Below are 15,109 nucleotides of genomic sequence, written 5' to 3' on the forward strand. Positions count from 1 at the left end.
AACGTCAGCCGCCCAGTATTTTCGATTCAATCAGAGGTTCCCTAAGTAAATGCTGATTTATTCCATCCTTGGAATAAATCAGCGCGCTCATCGCGGTACACGCCCGCGATGGCGCTCACGAATCAAAGACTTACGTCTTTGTTCGTGTTGGGGCATCCTGCCCCAAGCGGGACGCACTGAATAAATCAGCGGTTCCCTAAGCGTTTCGGGCATGATTGGATTGTTGGCTCTTGTCAATCAGCTATGACCAGATAGAACTGGTATTCACGGTTTGATGCCACGATCGGCAGTGACAGAAGCCCCGAACTCGGGGCAATCTCAAGGTGCTTTTGGAGGCTGGATCTGCTGGCACATGACGAACGAATTTGGCAAGGAAGCAGTCAATTTTTATTGCGATTGATGTGCGCTCAATCCAGCGGTGGGAGTTCACCGTCATGAGTGGCGCTGGATTTCATGGTGTTCTTTGTGGATGCCTGCGCGGCGGAAGCACGGAGTTCATCTTTACCCGCGCCGAAGTTCATCCGCCATTCCAGGTTGGCTCGACTATCGGCCGCTTTGAGCGCTTCTTCGCGATCGATGCTGCCGGCCTTCCAAAGCGCATGGAGAGACATATCGAAGGTTTGCGAGCCTTCCAGTTCGTTTTTCTCCATGGCTTCTTTCATCTCATCAATCTCGCCCCGTTTGATCAGATCGGCGATGAACGGAGTGTTTACCATGATTTCAACAGCGGGTACACGAACACCCTGGCTGCCGATAATGAGACGCTGGGAGATGATGGCACGCAGGTTCAATGAGAGATCCATCAGCAATTGATCGCGCGATTCAGGCGGGAAGAATCGAATGATTCGGTCCAGCGCCTGATGAGCGTTGGTGGCGTGCAGTGTGGATAGACAAAGATGGCCGGTATCGGCGTAGGCCAGCGCATGTTCCATGGTGGCCTTGTCGCGAACCTCGCCGATCATGATGACGTCAGGCGCTTCGCGCAGTGCTTCTTTCAGCGCGGCGGTATAGCTGTGGGTATCGACACCGACTTCACGTTGGTTGACGATAGAATTCCGGTGTTTGAAGGCGTACTCCATGGGATCTTCAATGGTGAGTATGTGTCCTGGGCGTGCTTCTGCCCGGTAATCGACCATGGCGGCGAGTGTGGTTGATTTGCCTGAGCCGGTAGCCCCCACCACTAGGATCAACCCTCGGCGTTCTTCAACCAGTTTTTCGATGACTTGAGGCAGGTTGAGGTCGGCGATGCGCGGGATGTCGCTTTTGATAAAACGAATCACCATCGACCATTCGCCCCGCTGCAGGAAGACGTTGACGCGGAATCGTCCGAGTGACGGGCGGCTCAATGCCAGGTTGAGTTCAAGGTCTCGATAGAACGCATCAATTTGTTCGGGGGTGAGGATGGATTTTGCATAAACCTCGACTTGGCCGGGCTTGAGCCGCTCCTTGCCGATGAATCTCAATTCGCCCTGAATTTTGACCGCAGGCAAGGCACCGGTACTGAAATACAAGTCCGAGCCTTCCTTTTCAGCCAGCAGCTTCAGAAAGGGGTCGAGAGCAGATTCGTTCATTTGTGTTTCCTTACAAAATCGCCGTACCGTGCGGCGATACTGTGATTTGTCTATTAAAGCTTGACGCTTGCGAGCCGAGCGGCGGATGCCCAGGAAGGTGGTTAATCCTCACTTTCCACGCGCAATTGATCATTCCCATCCTCGAAGTCCTTCGGTGGGCCGCGACGACTGTGCAGTTTGATATTGAGGCGGAGGTCGTTTTGTGAATCCGCGTTGCGCAAGGCTTCCTGGAAAGAAACCAAGCCCTCGTCGTACAAATCCAGCAACGCCTGGTCGAATGTCTGCATGCCGTGTTCGCGTGAGCGTTTCATCACTTCCTTGATTTCTTGCACATCGCCTTTGAAGATCAAGTCACCGATCAGCGGTGTATTGATCAACACTTCGACCGCTGGAACGCGGCCGTTGCCGTCTTCCTTGCGAAGGAGACGCTGGGAAACAACCGACTTCAGGTTCAGGGAAAGATCCATCAGCAGTTGATGGCGCCGTTCTTCCGGAAAGAAGTTGATGATGCGGTCCAGTGCCTGGTTGGTGTTGTTGGCGTGCAGCGTGGACAGACAGAGGTGACCGGTTTCCGCAAAGGCAATGGCGTGATCCATGGTCTCCCGATCCCTGATTTCACCGATGAGGATAACGTCAGGTGCTTGACGCAGGGTGTTTTTCAATGCCGATTCAAATGTTTCGGTATCCACGCCCACTTCACGCTGGGTAACAAGGCACCCTTTGTGGCGGTGCACGTATTCGATCGGATCCTCGATGGTGACGATATGGCCGTGCGAGTTTTCGTTGCGGTAATCGAGCATGGCCGCGAGCGATGTCGATTTACCCGAGCTGGTGGCGCCAACGAAAATCACCAGGCCACGTTTGGTCATGGAAATGGTTTCGAGGATCTTCGGTAGCAGCAATTCGGCGAATTTGGGCACGTCGGAGCGAATCATCCGCAGCACCATGCCCACGCTGCCGCGCTGCATGAACGCGTTGACACGGAAACGGGCAACACCGGGCAGAGAAATCGCGAAATTGGCCTCGCGGGTTTCCTCAAACGCGGCAACCTGCTTGTCGGTCATGATTGAACGAACCAGCATCTGCGTGTGATTGGTCGACAGGCTGGTTTCGGTCAGGTGGGTGATCTCGCCATTGATTTTGGCACTTGGCGGGGCGCCTACGGTCACGAACAAGTCTGAAGCTTCGAGCTCCACTGCTTTACGTAATAAACCCTGGACATAGTTAGCTGCTTGCTGGCGATCCATGAATGCGCGTTCCTTGTTGAGTAGACATAACGATCTGCGAGCCTGAGGCTTGGATAAGTTACATGAAATCCGCTTTGTTCTGTGCTCTGGCGCGCGCCTCATCCTTGGCGACGAGGCCGCGTTTCACGAGTTGCTGCAAATTCTGATCGAGTGTCTGCATGCCTTGTGTCTGGCCGGTTTGAATGGCCGAGTACATCTGGGCGATCTTGTTCTCGCGGATCAGGTTACGAATCGCCGGGCTGCCCAGCATGATTTCGTGCGCGGCAATTCGCCCACCACCGATTTTCTTGAGCAATGTCTGGGAGATAACGGCTCGCAGTGACTCTGAAAGCATCGAACGCACCATGTCTTTTTCGGCAGCAGGGAACACATCCACGACGCGGTCGATGGTTTTGGCGGCTGAGCTTGTGTGCAGAGTGGCAAACACCAGGTGGCCGGTTTCCGCTGCGGTGAGCGCCAGACGGATGGTTTCCAGGTCGCGCAACTCGCCGACCAGGATGACATCGGGGTCCTCACGCAGGGCAGAGCGGAGCGCCGCGTTGAAGCTGTGTGTGTCACGATGCACTTCACGTTGGTTGATCAGGCATTTTTTGCTTTTGTGAACGAATTCGATCGGGTCTTCGATGGTCAAAATGTGGTCATTGCGATTATCGTTGATGTAATCGACCATCGCGGCCAGCGTGGTCGATTTACCCGAACCCGTCGGGCCGGTGACCAGCACGATGCCACGCGGAAACAGACACAAATCCTTGAAGACGCTTGGCGTCGCCAATTGTTCAAGAGAGAGAATTTCACTCGGAATGGTGCGAAATACCGCAGAAGCGCCGCGATTCTGGTTGAACGCGTTGACCCGGAAGCGGGCCACGCCGGGAAGTTCGAAGGAAAAATCCACTTCGAGATTGTCTTCGTACTCCTTGCGTTGCTTGTCGTTCATGATGTCGTACACCATGGCGTGCACGTCTTTGTGCTCCATGACGGGTACGTTGACTTTGCGCACATCGCCGTCGATCCGCACTCGAGGCTGCTCACCGGCAGACAGATGAAGATCCGAAGCGCCGTTTTTTACTGAAAAGGTAAGAAGGGAATCAATGCCGCGTTGTTCTGCCATGATCGAAGATCCTTGTGTGCTAATCCTTAAGAAATAATCCCCTGAGATGACGACATCGGGGGCTTGGCTCAGTCTACTTGATATTTGCTCAGATAATCATGCGGACTGTACATGAACTGCCTCGCATTTGTCAGCATGGGGCGAGGGCTTTTGGCTGCAAAGGTACCGGGGTCGTTACATTTTTTGATGCGCGAGCAACCGTGATGCAAAATGCCTGAAAGATGCAAAAGATCAAGATCCCTGTGATTTATGCTTCAAATCAGGTCACAAAATAAATCGAACCGCCGCGGGGTGCAACTTGAATTCACTACAGGAGCGTTTCTCCAGTATAAAAAACCGTATTGAACGTGCAGCTCGTGCCGCAGGGCGACCCGATGGCTCTGTGGTTTTGATCGCCGTCAGCAAGCGACAAACGATTGAAGCCATGGCACAACTGGCCAGTCTGGGGCAACGCGATTTCGGCGAAAGTTATCTTCAGGAGGCTTTGGATAAGCAGTCGGCTCTGGCTGAACATCCGGATGGAGGATCGATAGTCTGGCATTTTATCGGGCCGATCCAATCCAATAAAACACGAGGCATCGCGGAGCATTTTTCTTGGGTTCATAGTGTGGATCGACCGAAAATTGCGCAGCGCTTAAACGACCAGCGCCTGATCGAATTGCCGCCGCTGAATGTCCTGATCGAAGTCAATATCGATGGCGAGGCCAGCAAGTCGGGCGTAACCCCCGAGCAGTTGCCACAGATGGTAGGCATTTTTCAAAATCTCCCTCGCTTGAGGCTGATGGGATTGATGGCGATTCCTGCGCCGGGCTCTTCTGACGGATTTCGCCGCTTGGCCGCACTCAATGCCCGCCTCGAATCACCGCTTCCAGTTCTGTCCATGGGGATGAGTGACGATTTTGAGGCGGCCATTGCGGCAGGTAGCACGCATGTTCGTGTGGGTTCGGCCTTGTTCGGTCCTCGCCAGTAGGCAGGCGAAACATGGTATTTTGAGTCAGGATTGAATCTGCCCTTGCTTGGTGTTTCAGGGTGCGTTTTTTGGTGTGAAGGGTTTTCAAGAGGTGTTTATGCAGGCAGCACGAATTGCGTTTATTGGGGGCGGCAACATGGCTGCTGCGTTAATAGAAGGCTTGAGAAAAAATCAGGCAGATGATGCAACCCATGCCCCGACTCTTGTGGTGTCCGATCCATCGGAGGCGCGTCGCGAACTGCTGACTTCCCTCTACGGTGTGCTCAGTTCAGCCGAGAACATCACTGCAGTTGATTCGGCCGATCTGATTGTGCTCGCGGTCAAACCCAACCAGATTCATGCCATTGCCCAGGAAATAGCCACTGTTTTGCAGCCGCACCAGTTGGTTGTTTCGGTTGCGGCGGGAATCACCATTGAAGCTTTGCAACGTTGGCTTGGCGGGCATACGGCCGTCATTCGCGCCATGCCGAATACACCCGCGATGGTGGGCTGTGGTGCGACAGGGCTCTATGCCTCGCCCATGTTGACGCCGGATCAGCGTAATCTTGCCGAGTCGCTGATGCGGGCGGTTGGTTTGGTTCAGTGGGTCGAGCGCGAGGCCGATATCGATGCCGTGACGGCACTGTCTGGCAGTGGCCCAGCCTATATTTTCCTTGTGATGGAAGCGATGCAGGCGGCGGCAGAGGACTTGGGATTGCCCGCTGAAACGGCCCGATTGCTCACCTTGGAGACAGTATATGGTGCGGCGCGACTGGCCATGTCTGCCGATGAGCCTCCTGCACAATTGCGTGCTCGCGTGACATCGCCGAACGGCACGACCGAACGCGGTATCGCTGCTTTGGAGCAGGCCGGGTTAAGAGATGCGTTTGCACAGGCTTTGTCGGCTGCACATCAACGAAGTATTGAATTGGGGCGCGAATTGAGCGGAGGCGAGGGTAGGGCATGAGCGGTAGTTTCGGAGATCCGATGATGTTTCTGGTTCGGACCCTGTTCGAACTGGTGATTTTCGTGGTGATGGTGCGTTATTTCCTGCAACTGTTCCACGCCAATTTTTTCAATCCGATCACACAATCGCTGGTCAAGCTGACCAATCCGGTTCTCAACCCCTTGCGGAACATCTTGCCCAAGAGCCGTCGCCACGATTTCGCGTCGTTACTGGTCACGCTGGTATTGATCGTGTTGATGGTCTGGGTGTTGGGCATGATGAGCGTCGGCCGCGTTTCGGCCGCGGCTTTGATTTTCAACTCGCTGTACTTTGTCTTTCTGCTGGTGACTGATCTCTTCTTCTGGACGATACTGATGCGCGCCATCGCTTCGTGGATCGGGAATAGTCGTTCGCCGGGCATCGCCTTGCTGGAAGATCTGACCGATCCGATACTGCAACCGGTACAAAAAATCCTGCCCCCTCTGGGTGGAATCGATCTGAGTCCGCTGGCGGTGCTGATCGCAATTCAGGTGCTGCAGATTTTTGTGGGTAATTTATTGATGGGATAACCGCAGCCTGTACGGTGGATGTCCTGTTCTTACATGATTTAAGGTGTCGGCATTGAGTGATGCATCTGAAAAATTAACGCAATCCGGTTTGAGCCGGTCCGTTGGGATCGTCGAACCGAAGACGGCCCGATTTTCCGAGCCGCTGGCCTTGGATTGCGGTCGTTCACTGCCCTCGTATGAGCTGGTTTACGAAACCTACGGACAGCTAAATGCCGAGCGCAGCAATGCGGTGCTGATCTGCCATGCCTTGTCGGGCGATCACCATGCGGCGGGTTTCCACGCAGAAACCGATCGCAAGCCGGGGTGGTGGGATTCGGCCATCGGCCCCGGGAAACCGATCGATACGGATCGGTTTTTTGTGGTAAGCCTGAACAATTTAGGTGGCTGCAAGGGATCGACCGGGCCGTTGAGCATCGATCCGGTCAGTGGCAAGCCTTATGGCCCGGATTTTCCGATTGTGACCGTCAAAGACTGGGTGCATTCGCAATATCGGCTCATGCAGTATCTGGGGTTGTCCGGCTGGGCGGCGGTGATCGGTGGCAGTCTGGGCGGCATGCAGGTGCTGCAGTGGTCGATTACTTATCCAGATGCGCTTGCGCACGCTGTTGTGATTGCCGCCGCGCCGCGTCTGTCGGCGCAGAACATTGCCTTCAATGAGGTGGCTCGTCAGGCCATCATCACCGATCCCGAGTTCTACGGCGGGCGTTACGCGGATCACAACACACTGCCGCGCCGGGGGCTGATGCTTGCCCGGATGCTGGGGCACATTACTTACTTGTCCGACGACGCGATGCGGGCCAAGTTTGGACGCGAGTTGCGTTCGGGTAAGGTGCAGTATGGTTTTGATGTCGAGTTTCAGGTTGAGAGCTATCTGCGCTATCAGGGCACGAGTTTCGTTGACCGTTTTGACGCCAATACCTATTTGTTGATGACCAAGGCGCTGGATTACTTCGATCCAGCACAGGCCAGTAATGATGATCTGGTTGCCGCGCTGGCCGAAGTTAAGGCCCATTTCCTTGTGGTGTCATTTACATCGGACTGGCGTTTCTCGCCCGAGCGATCCCGGGAAATCGTGCGTGCCCTGCTCGCCTCCGGCAAGCCGGTTTCCTATGCCGAAATCGAATCGAATCACGGCCATGACGCCTTCCTGATGACGATTCCCTACTATCACCGTGTACTGGCAGGTTATATGGCCAATATCGATTTGGCCTCAACGCCACGCGGCGCCACGAGCCCGGTATACAGCACGGAGGGTGCCAAATGATTCGTCCGGATTGGCACATCGTGGAACAGTGGATCGCGCCCAAGAGTCGGGTGCTCGATCTGGGGTGTGGTGACGGGGCCTTGTTGTCTCATCTGATTGAACGGCGGCAGGTTTCAGCCGTTGGGCTTGAGCTCGATGACGACAAGGTCGCGTCCGGAATCGAGCGCGGATTGAACATCATTCAGGAAGACCTGGATAACGGTATCAGCGACTGGTTCGCGCCCATGTCTTTCGATTTCGTGATCGTGAGCCAGACTATTCAGGCCATGCGACACCCCGAGCGCTTGCTGGCCGACATGCTCACCATCGCCCGCGAGGGCATCGTCACCTTCCCGAACATGGGATACTGGCGCAACCGGGTTCAACTCGGTCTGCTCGGGCATATGCCAATCAACCGCGCGTTGCCGAATCCCTGGTACAACACCCCGAACATCCATCTTTGTACCTTGAGCGATTTTGAATCCCTCTGCCAAGAGCTAGGGATTCAAATACTCGACCGGGCCGTTGTTGATAGTGCCCACCGCGAGTCGACCTTACTGCGCGCTTTCCCGAATTGGTTTGGTGAGCACGCCATTTATCGTATTAAACGAAAATCCTGAGCCTGATCCTCCAGACCCGGTTTAACTTTCCTGCGACGGTTTTTTTGAAGTGACTCAAAAAGCCGCTGCGCAGCCGACGCTTCTTGCTGTTATGTCAGACTGATTTTCAATGAGGATAGTCGTTGTATATGCAGAATTTGGTAAAAGCCTGACAATGGACTTTGAGGGTTCATAATTCGCAACTCAGATGCAGGTAGACTTTGGTTTAATGAATTGGATTTCAGCTTTACAAATTCGAGTTATGTAGTGTTTGGTCGGTTTTATCCAATTAGGAATTTACGATGGCAACTCATCTGAGTTCAAAAAACAAACTCGCTGGTTTGTCGCTTGCGGCAACTGGGATTGTGTATGGTGACATTGGCACCAGCCCGATCTACGCCTTGAATACAATTTTCAGTTCGGCGCAGCATCCCATAACACTGGTTGAGGAGCACATTCTAGGCGTGCTTTCGTTGGTTTTTTGGTCGCTTATGATCGTGGTTTCAGTTAAGTATGTGATGTTTATCATGCGGGCCGACAACCAGGGTGAGGGCGGCATCATTGCGCTCATGGCTTTGGCATTGCGATCACTGAAAGAACAATCACGATTGCGAAATAGTGTCGTCTTGCTCGGGATTTTTGGTGCTGCCTTGTTTTATGGCGATAGTGTTATTACCCCGGCGATTTCCGTATTGTCCGCTGTTGAAGGATTGGAGATAGCCAGTGCTGATCTAAAACCATTCGTTATTCCAATTACCATTGGAATTTTGTGGGGACTTTTTATTTTTCAGAGAAAAGGAACTGCCAGTGTTGGGATTCTATTCGGGCCGATAATGCTGCTCTGGTTTTTCGTTTTGGGTGTGTTAGGCCTGCTGGGTATTTTATCTGATCCAAAGGTATTAATGGCATTAAATCCAATCCATGCAGTGCATTTGCTTAAAGATTCTCCATGGACTGGTTTCCTATCTCTGGGTGGTGTTGTTTTGGTATTAACAGGGGCTGAAGCCTTGTATGCGGATATGGGGCATTTTGGTCGTTTACCCGTGCAATTAGCCTGGTTCGGCTTGGTTCTGCCAGCTTTATTATTGAATTACTTTGGTCAAGGGGCATTACTGATACTCCATCCTGAGGATGTGACAAACCCTTTTTTCCGTTTGGCTCCGGAGTGGGCGTTGTATCCTTTGGTTATATTGGCCACCACCGCGACAGTGATTGCATCTCAGGCAGTTATATCCGGTACATTTTCCATAAGTCGACAGGCAATGTTATTAGGTTACATACCGCGCATGAATGTACTGCAAACTTCAGAAAAGCTCCGCGGTCAAATATACATCCCTGTAATTAATTGGATGTTAATGTCAGCAGTATTTTTGTTGATAATTTTTTTTGATAACTCCGCCAAATTGGCCGCCGCTTATGGTATAGCCGTCACTGGCACAATGGTGATTACTTCATTGCTGGCATTCGTTGTGGTAAGTAGGCTTTGGGGCTGGGGGTGGTTAAAATCCGGAATATTTATTTCGGTATTCTTAGGTATCGATCTTGCTTTTTTTGGTGCAAATCTGGTTAAAATTGAGGCAGGAGGCTGGTTTCCATTATTATTTGGCTTGGGTTTGTTTATTTTAATGACCACATGGAAACAAGGGCGAGGGTTGTTGCGCGATAAACTCAAACAGGACTCGATCGATTTATCGACATTCGTTCGATCCATGAGTTCTGAAATTTCAACACGAGTACCTGGGACCGCAATTTTTTTGACAGGAAATCCTGAGGGCGTACCCCACGCGCTTTTGCACAATTTAAAGCATAATAAAGTGCTGCATCAGGATGTTGTTATATTAAGTGTCCGATTTTTGGATATTCCTAAGGTGCACTATTCGGAGCGGTTAACCTATGAAGCGCTGCCAAACAATTTTCACAGGATTTCTGTCTCATTCGGCTTCAATGATAGACCGGATATACCGATGGCATTGACCTTGTTGAATCGAGATTATCTTGAATTAAATCCAATGCAAGTGTCTTATTTTATTGGCCGAGAGACCTTAATTCCAGGTGCGCGGACTCGTATGTCACTTTGGCGTAAAAAGTTATTTATCAGTATGTTTCGAAATTCAGGAAGTGTGGTTAACTATTTCAATCTTCCGCCCAATTCAGTAGTGGAATTAGGTACTCAGATTGTTTTGTAATCAGTCCGATTCATTTGGCGCGTGAATGGTAATTTCAAGCTCGGGTAATGTAAAAAGATGCAGAGGGGTACCTCGAAAAACCCCTTCCATGAGCTGTTTCGAGGACGTTCATTTCGGCTGGATACATCCATGTATCCAGCACTTCGCGAAACGCAAGGGGTTCTCTCGTTCCTTCCAGCAACGATGGTGGGAACTCGCAATGAACTCGCGCCATTTCAATCGCTTACGTGATTGATTTGAGTTCCGAACCCACCTTGACGTACTTCGGTCACGGATGCCCGAAGGGCACGAAAACAGAATGACTACCATGGGAACATACAAGGTGCTAAAAAATCTAGGCCGTTTTCTTTGTTGATCATTGGAGAGCAGGGGCTCTCCGGTGACAGTAGAAACGGGATGGGTTTGGGAACAATATGGGTACAGATGGCGTTAAAGGTGTGCCGAAATGGGATATTCCGAATTTCCCGCCTGTTAGTTAAATTGATGATTTGTTTTAAATAAACTGGTGTCCACGACAGGAGTTGAACCTGTGACCTGCCCCTTAGGAGGGGGCCGCTCTATCCAACTGAGCTACGTAGACGGCGGTCGAATGCTACCACAGCACTATGGGTGGATGAAAAGTCATCTCTTAGTTCATTTCCGGTTCGACCCAGACTTCGGGTTCATCGAACAGGAACGATACGTGGACGATGATCGGGCGACAGCATACGGGGCAGTCTTCAACATATTCCTGTGTGCCAGCGCTGGCGTCCAGCAGCAGGTCGATGGTTTCCCAGCAGTAGGGGCATTGCACGCTGACTTCGGGTTGAAGGTCCATGGGGTGCTCCCGGTTCTTGTGGTGCCGCTCGGTCGTTTGATCACGAGCGGGCGGGTTGGTTAGTCGAGTATGGACGAAAAAGCCCGCTCCGGAAAAGTACCTCGGGCGGGCTGTTCGATCGGACGGTCAGGCACTGTTTTCTGGCAGCGATCAGTTCATGTATTTGATCATTTCATCGCCGAAGGCATCGCTGCCGATTTGGGTGGCGTCGTCCATGAGTCGGGCGAAGTCGCCGGTGACGCGCTTGTGGGCAATCGCACCTTCGACCCCTTTGATGACGAGGTCGGCCGCTTCAGTCCAGCCCATGTGGCGCAGCATCATTTCGGCGGAAAGAATCAGCGATGCCGGGTTGGCGAGGTTTTTACCGGCGATGTCGGGCGCGGTGCCGTGGGTGGCTTCGAACATGGCGATGGAGTCGGACATATTGGCGCCGGGAGCGATGCCGATACCACCAACCTGGGCTGCCAACGCGTCGGAAATGTAATCGCCGTTGAGGTTCAGGGTCGCGATGACGTCGTAGTCTTCCGGTCTGAGCAGTATCTGTTGCAGGAAGGCATCTGCGATGCTGTCTTTGATGGTGATCTCGCGGCCGGTTTTCGGGTTGGTGCATTTGTACCAACCGCCACCGATTTCGGTTGCGCCGAACTCTTTTTTCACAAGATCGTAGCCCCATTGCTTGAAGCCGCCTTCAGTGAACTTCATGATGTTGCCCTTGTGGACAAGCGTCAGGGAACTGCGATCGTTGTCGATCACGTATTCCATCGCCTTGCGCACGAGCCGTTCGGTGCCCTCGCGCGAGACGGGCTTGATGCCGATGCCGGAGCTTTCCGGGAAGCGGATTTTGGTCACACCCATTTCATTGATCAGGAAGTCGATGACTTTCTTGACTTCCGGCGTGCCTGCGGCCCATTCGATGCCGGCGTAGATGTCCTCGGCGTTCTCACGGAAGATGACCATTTCGGTTTTTTCCGGGTGTTTGAGCGGGCTGGGCGTGCCGGTGAAATAACGCACGGGACGCAGGCAGACATACAAATCGAGCTGTTGGCGCAGGGCGACATTGAGTGAGCGAATGCCGCCGCCGACGGGTGTGGTCAATGGCCCTTTGATGGAGACGACGTAATCGCGCACGGCGGCCATGGTTTCGGCTGGCAGGCCGCTTTTATCGTTGGCATAGACGTTGGTCGCCTTCTCGCCGGCATACACTTCCATCCAGGCAATTTTTTTCGTATCGCCATAGGCCTTTGCGACTGCCGCATCAATCACCTTTTTCATGACGGGGGTGATGTCGACACCGATGCCGTCGCCTTCAATGAATGGAATGATCGGTGTGTTCGGTACGGTGATCGATCCATCCGGGTTGGCAACGATGCGTTCGCCTTGAGGGATTTTGATGTGCTGGGAAGCGGATTGGGTCATGTCGTGTATGCCTCTGATAAAGGGTTTAACCGAGTAAAACTGAGCTTTTCATCAGTATATCTTGGTAAATGCTGATTTATTCCATCCTTGGAATAAATCAGCGCGCTCATCGCGGTACCCGCCCGCGATGGCGCTCACGAATCAAAGACTGACCGTCTTTGATTCGGGTTGGGGCATCCTGCCCCAAGCGGGAAGAACTGAATAAATCAGCGCTTCCCTTGAAGTTTTATCGAAACAGTCCGCATTTTGTACCTGTGTGAAATTTCACTCTTGAAATTCCAAACAGCACCCCCATGTTGAACACTCGTTACTGGAGCGCATTGGTCTTGATCGACGGATGCGCAAATTTTTGACTTGAACTTGATACGGAGTGATCTCAATGAAAATTCGTCCCCTACATGACCGCGTCTTGATCAAGCGCGTGGAAGAAGAGCGCAAAACGGCGTTTGGTATCGTTCTGCCCGATTCCGCCGCTGAGAAACCAAATCGTGGTGAAGTCGTTGCCGCGGGCCCCGGTAAGAGCAACGATAAAGGCGAAGTTCGTCCCATGGGCGTCAAGACAGGCGACCAAGTCCTGTTCAATCAATATGCCGGCACCAAGGTCAAAGTGGATGGCGAGGAACTCTTGATGATGGGCGAAGACGATCTGCTCGCTGTCATCGAAGGCTGATTTTCGCTTTATCGCAAACCTAATACCTAATTAAATAAGGAGCAATCTCACATGGCTGCTAAAGAAGTTCGTTTTTCCAGTTCTGCTCGCGACCGCATGTTGCGCGGCGTGAATGTTTTGGCTGATGCCGTCAAGGTCACCCTGGGGCCAAAAGGCCGTAATGTGGTCATCGAAAAGAGTTTCGGCGCCCCGCACGTCACCAAAGACGGTGTGACTGTTGCGCGTGAGATCGAACTCGAAGACAAATTCGAGAACATGGGCGCGCAGATGGTCAAAGAAGTGACTTCGCAAACCAATGATATCGCCGGTGACGGTACCACCACCGCAACCGTTCTGGCTGCTGCGATTGTGCGCGAAGGCGTTAAAGCCGTTGCCGCAGGCATGAACCCGATGGATTTGAAGCGCGGTATCGATAAAGCTGTGATTGCTGCGGTCGAAGAGCTCAAGAAAATCTCCAAGCCCTGCACCAACAGCAAAGAAATTGCCCAGGTCGCCACCATTTCCGCTAACGCGGACGCGAGCATCGGCAAAATTATCGCCGAGGCGATGGATAAAGTAGGCAAGGACGGCGTGATCACCGTTGAAGAAGGTTCTGGCTTTGAGAACGAGTTGGATGTGGTTGAAGGGATGCAGTTCGATCGCGGTTACCTTTCTCCGTATTTCGTCAACAACCAGAAAACCATGTCTGCCGAACTGGAAGATCCATTCATCCTGTTGCACGACAAGAAAATCAGCAATATCCGTGAACTGCTGCCAGCACTCGAAGGCGCTGCCAAAGCGGGCAAGCCTTTGCTGATCGTCGCCGAAGACATCGAAGGCGAAGCGTTGGCGACTCTGGTCATCAACTCCATGCGCGGCATCGTCAAAGTGGCTGCGGTCAAGGCGCCGGGCTTCGGCGATCGTCGTAAAGCCATGCTGCAGGATCTCGCGATCCTGACCGGCGGCCAGGTGATTTCCGATGAAGTGGGCCTGAACCTCGAGAAAATCACGCTGGATGACTTGGGACGTGCCAAGCGCATCGTGGTCAGTAAAGAAAACACCACCATCATCGGTGGCGCGGGCGACAAGGCGGATATCGATGGTCGTGTGACCCAAATCCGTACGCAAATGGAAACCACGACTTCCGATTACGACAAGGAAAAACTCCAGGAGCGTATCGCCAAGCTGGCTGGCGGCGTGGCTGTCATCAAAGTGGGTGCGGCGACCGAAGTCGAAATGAAAGAGAAGAAAGACCGCGTTGACGATGCGCTGCACGCTACCCGTGCTGCGGTTGAAGAAGGTGTGGTTCCCGGTGGTGGGGTTGCCTTGATTCGTGCCCTCGAAGCCATTCGTGGCATGACGGGTGCCAACACTGACCAGAACACCGGTATCGCGATCGCCATGCGTGCAATGGAGGACCCGCTGCGCCAGATCGTTCACAACTGTGGCGAAGAGGCTTCTGTTGTGGTCAATCGAGTGCGTGAGGGTTCTGGCAACTTCGGTTATGACGCATCGAACGGCACCTTTGGTGACATGATCGAAATGGGTATTCTGGATCCAACCAAGGTCACCCGTTCCGCATTGCAGAACGCGGCTTCCGTGGCCGGTTTGATGATCACCACCGAGTGCATGATCGCCGAATTGCCGAAGTCTGATGCGCCAGCCGCACCGGGTGGTGACATGGGCGGTATGGGCGGCATGATGTAATGGCCCCTTGATCTCCGGATCGCCCGGAGATCGCCCGAAAAGATAAAACGCCCCGCACGTTGATAATGTGCGGGGCGTTTTTTATGCCGGCTTCTTATCCGT

13 protein-coding genes and 1 tRNA gene are annotated in these 15,109 nt (G+C 52.9%); 8 read left to right on the top strand and 6 right to left on the bottom strand.

All coding sequences use genetic code 11. The features are described 5' to 3' along the window. Nucleotides 1–407: 407 nt before the first annotated feature. The 3 genes from PHD44_RS05840 to PHD44_RS05850 all read right to left on the bottom strand — a co-directional run bounded on the left by PHD44_RS05840 (nt 408) and on the right by PHD44_RS05850 (nt 3,926). The gene (locus PHD44_RS05840) at nt 408–1,571 is read right to left on the bottom strand and encodes a PilT/PilU family type 4a pilus ATPase (RefSeq protein ID WP_300189135.1); all 1,164 of its coding nucleotides are present in this window, start codon (nt 1,569–1,571) and stop codon (nt 408–410) included. A 101-nt stretch (nt 1,572–1,672) separates the two neighbouring features. Further along, nucleotides 1,673–2,818 (bottom strand): PilT/PilU family type 4a pilus ATPase, encoded by a 1,146-nt coding sequence (locus PHD44_RS05845; RefSeq protein WP_300189138.1) that lies wholly within the window; start codon nt 2,816–2,818, stop codon nt 1,673–1,675. Between the two features lie 58 nt (nt 2,819–2,876). Beyond that, the gene (locus PHD44_RS05850; protein WP_300189141.1) at nt 2,877–3,926 is read right to left on the bottom strand and encodes a type IV pilus twitching motility protein PilT; all 1,050 of its coding nucleotides are present in this window, start codon (nt 3,924–3,926) and stop codon (nt 2,877–2,879) included. A gap of 298 nt (nt 3,927–4,224) precedes the next feature. Between PHD44_RS05850 and PHD44_RS05855 the strand changes: the two genes are divergently transcribed. The 6 genes from PHD44_RS05855 (at nt 4,225) to PHD44_RS05880 (ending at nt 10,418) form a co-directional block, all read left to right on the top strand. After that, on the top strand, nt 4,225–4,896 hold the full coding sequence (locus PHD44_RS05855) for a YggS family pyridoxal phosphate-dependent enzyme (RefSeq protein WP_300189143.1): 672 nt from the start codon (nt 4,225–4,227) through the stop codon (nt 4,894–4,896). Nucleotides 4,897–4,993: 97 nt separating this feature from the next. Then, complete coding sequence (gene proC, locus PHD44_RS05860) at nt 4,994–5,842, top strand: pyrroline-5-carboxylate reductase (protein WP_300189146.1); 849 nt, start codon at nt 4,994–4,996, stop codon at nt 5,840–5,842. Then, nucleotides 5,839–6,390 (top strand): YggT family protein, encoded by a 552-nt coding sequence (locus PHD44_RS05865; RefSeq protein WP_290681651.1) that lies wholly within the window; start codon nt 5,839–5,841, stop codon nt 6,388–6,390. The genes proC and PHD44_RS05865 overlap by 4 nt, the downstream gene beginning before the upstream one ends. A 52-nt stretch (nt 6,391–6,442) precedes the next feature. Then, nucleotides 6,443–7,654 (top strand): homoserine O-acetyltransferase, encoded by a 1,212-nt coding sequence (locus tag PHD44_RS05870; protein ID WP_300189149.1) that lies wholly within the window; start codon nt 6,443–6,445, stop codon nt 7,652–7,654. Beyond that, nucleotides 7,654–8,253 (top strand): methionine biosynthesis protein MetW, encoded by a 600-nt coding sequence (gene metW, locus PHD44_RS05875; protein ID WP_300189225.1) that lies wholly within the window; start codon nt 7,654–7,656, stop codon nt 8,251–8,253. Before PHD44_RS05870 ends, metW begins: the two co-directional genes overlap by 1 nt. Nucleotides 8,254–8,534: 281 nt before the next feature. After that, nucleotides 8,535–10,418 (top strand): potassium transporter Kup, encoded by a 1,884-nt coding sequence (locus PHD44_RS05880; RefSeq protein ID WP_300189152.1) that lies wholly within the window; start codon nt 8,535–8,537, stop codon nt 10,416–10,418. Between the two features lie 503 nt (nt 10,419–10,921). Here PHD44_RS05880 and PHD44_RS05885 read toward each other — a convergent pair. From PHD44_RS05885 to icd, 3 genes are all read right to left on the bottom strand, one after another. Then, nucleotides 10,922–10,998: transfer RNA gene (locus PHD44_RS05885), tRNA-Arg, on the bottom strand. A 48-nt stretch (nt 10,999–11,046) separates the two neighbouring features. After that, the gene (locus PHD44_RS05890; protein ID WP_298217884.1) at nt 11,047–11,235 is read right to left on the bottom strand and encodes a CPXCG motif-containing cysteine-rich protein; all 189 of its coding nucleotides are present in this window, start codon (nt 11,233–11,235) and stop codon (nt 11,047–11,049) included. A 150-nt stretch (nt 11,236–11,385) separates the two neighbouring features. After that, nucleotides 11,386–12,651, bottom strand: a complete 1,266-nt coding sequence (gene icd, locus PHD44_RS05895) for an NADP-dependent isocitrate dehydrogenase (RefSeq protein ID WP_300189155.1) — start codon at nt 12,649–12,651, stop codon at nt 11,386–11,388. A gap of 379 nt (nt 12,652–13,030) precedes the next feature. On the opposite strand from icd, the gene groES reads away from it, so the two are divergent. Then, nucleotides 13,031–13,321 carry a co-chaperone GroES gene (groES, locus tag PHD44_RS05900; RefSeq protein WP_012823508.1) on the top strand — a complete coding sequence of 97 codons (291 nt, stop codon included), beginning with the start codon at nt 13,031–13,033 and terminating at the stop codon, nt 13,319–13,321. A 51-nt stretch (nt 13,322–13,372) separates the two neighbouring features. Further along, nucleotides 13,373–15,007: a chaperonin GroEL gene (gene groL / locus PHD44_RS05905; protein WP_300189158.1), complete on the top strand. Its 1,635-nt coding sequence runs from the start codon at nt 13,373–13,375 to the stop codon at nt 15,005–15,007. The last annotated feature ends 102 nt before the right edge of the window (nt 15,008–15,109 follow it).

The organism is Halothiobacillus sp. (assembly GCF_028710545.1).
Classification (GTDB): Bacteria; Pseudomonadota; Gammaproteobacteria; order Halothiobacillales; family Halothiobacillaceae; genus Halothiobacillus.

Excerpts from the sequence above, each read along its gene's own strand:
- PHD44_RS05840 (WP_300189135.1), bottom strand. The coding sequence starts at position 1,571 with ATGAACGAATCTGCTCTCGACCCCTTTCTGAAGCTGCTGGCTGAAAAG.
- proC (WP_300189146.1), top strand. The coding sequence starts at position 4,994 with ATGCAGGCAGCACGAATTGCGTTTATTGGGGGCGGCAACATGGCTGCT.
- PHD44_RS05850 (WP_300189141.1), bottom strand. The coding sequence starts at position 3,926 with ATGGCAGAACAACGCGGCATTGATTCCCTTCTTACCTTTTCAGTAAAA.
- groL (WP_300189158.1), top strand. The coding sequence starts at position 13,373 with ATGGCTGCTAAAGAAGTTCGTTTTTCCAGTTCTGCTCGCGACCGCATG.
- PHD44_RS05890 (WP_298217884.1), bottom strand. The coding sequence starts at position 11,235 with ATGGACCTTCAACCCGAAGTCAGCGTGCAATGCCCCTACTGCTGGGAA.
- groES (WP_012823508.1), top strand. The coding sequence starts at position 13,031 with ATGAAAATTCGTCCCCTACATGACCGCGTCTTGATCAAGCGCGTGGAA.
- PHD44_RS05865 (WP_290681651.1), top strand. The coding sequence starts at position 5,839 with ATGAGCGGTAGTTTCGGAGATCCGATGATGTTTCTGGTTCGGACCCTG.
- PHD44_RS05845 (WP_300189138.1), bottom strand. The coding sequence starts at position 2,818 with ATGGATCGCCAGCAAGCAGCTAACTATGTCCAGGGTTTATTACGTAAA.
- icd (WP_300189155.1), bottom strand. The coding sequence starts at position 12,651 with ATGACCCAATCCGCTTCCCAGCACATCAAAATCCCTCAAGGCGAACGC.
- PHD44_RS05880 (WP_300189152.1), top strand. The coding sequence starts at position 8,535 with ATGGCAACTCATCTGAGTTCAAAAAACAAACTCGCTGGTTTGTCGCTT.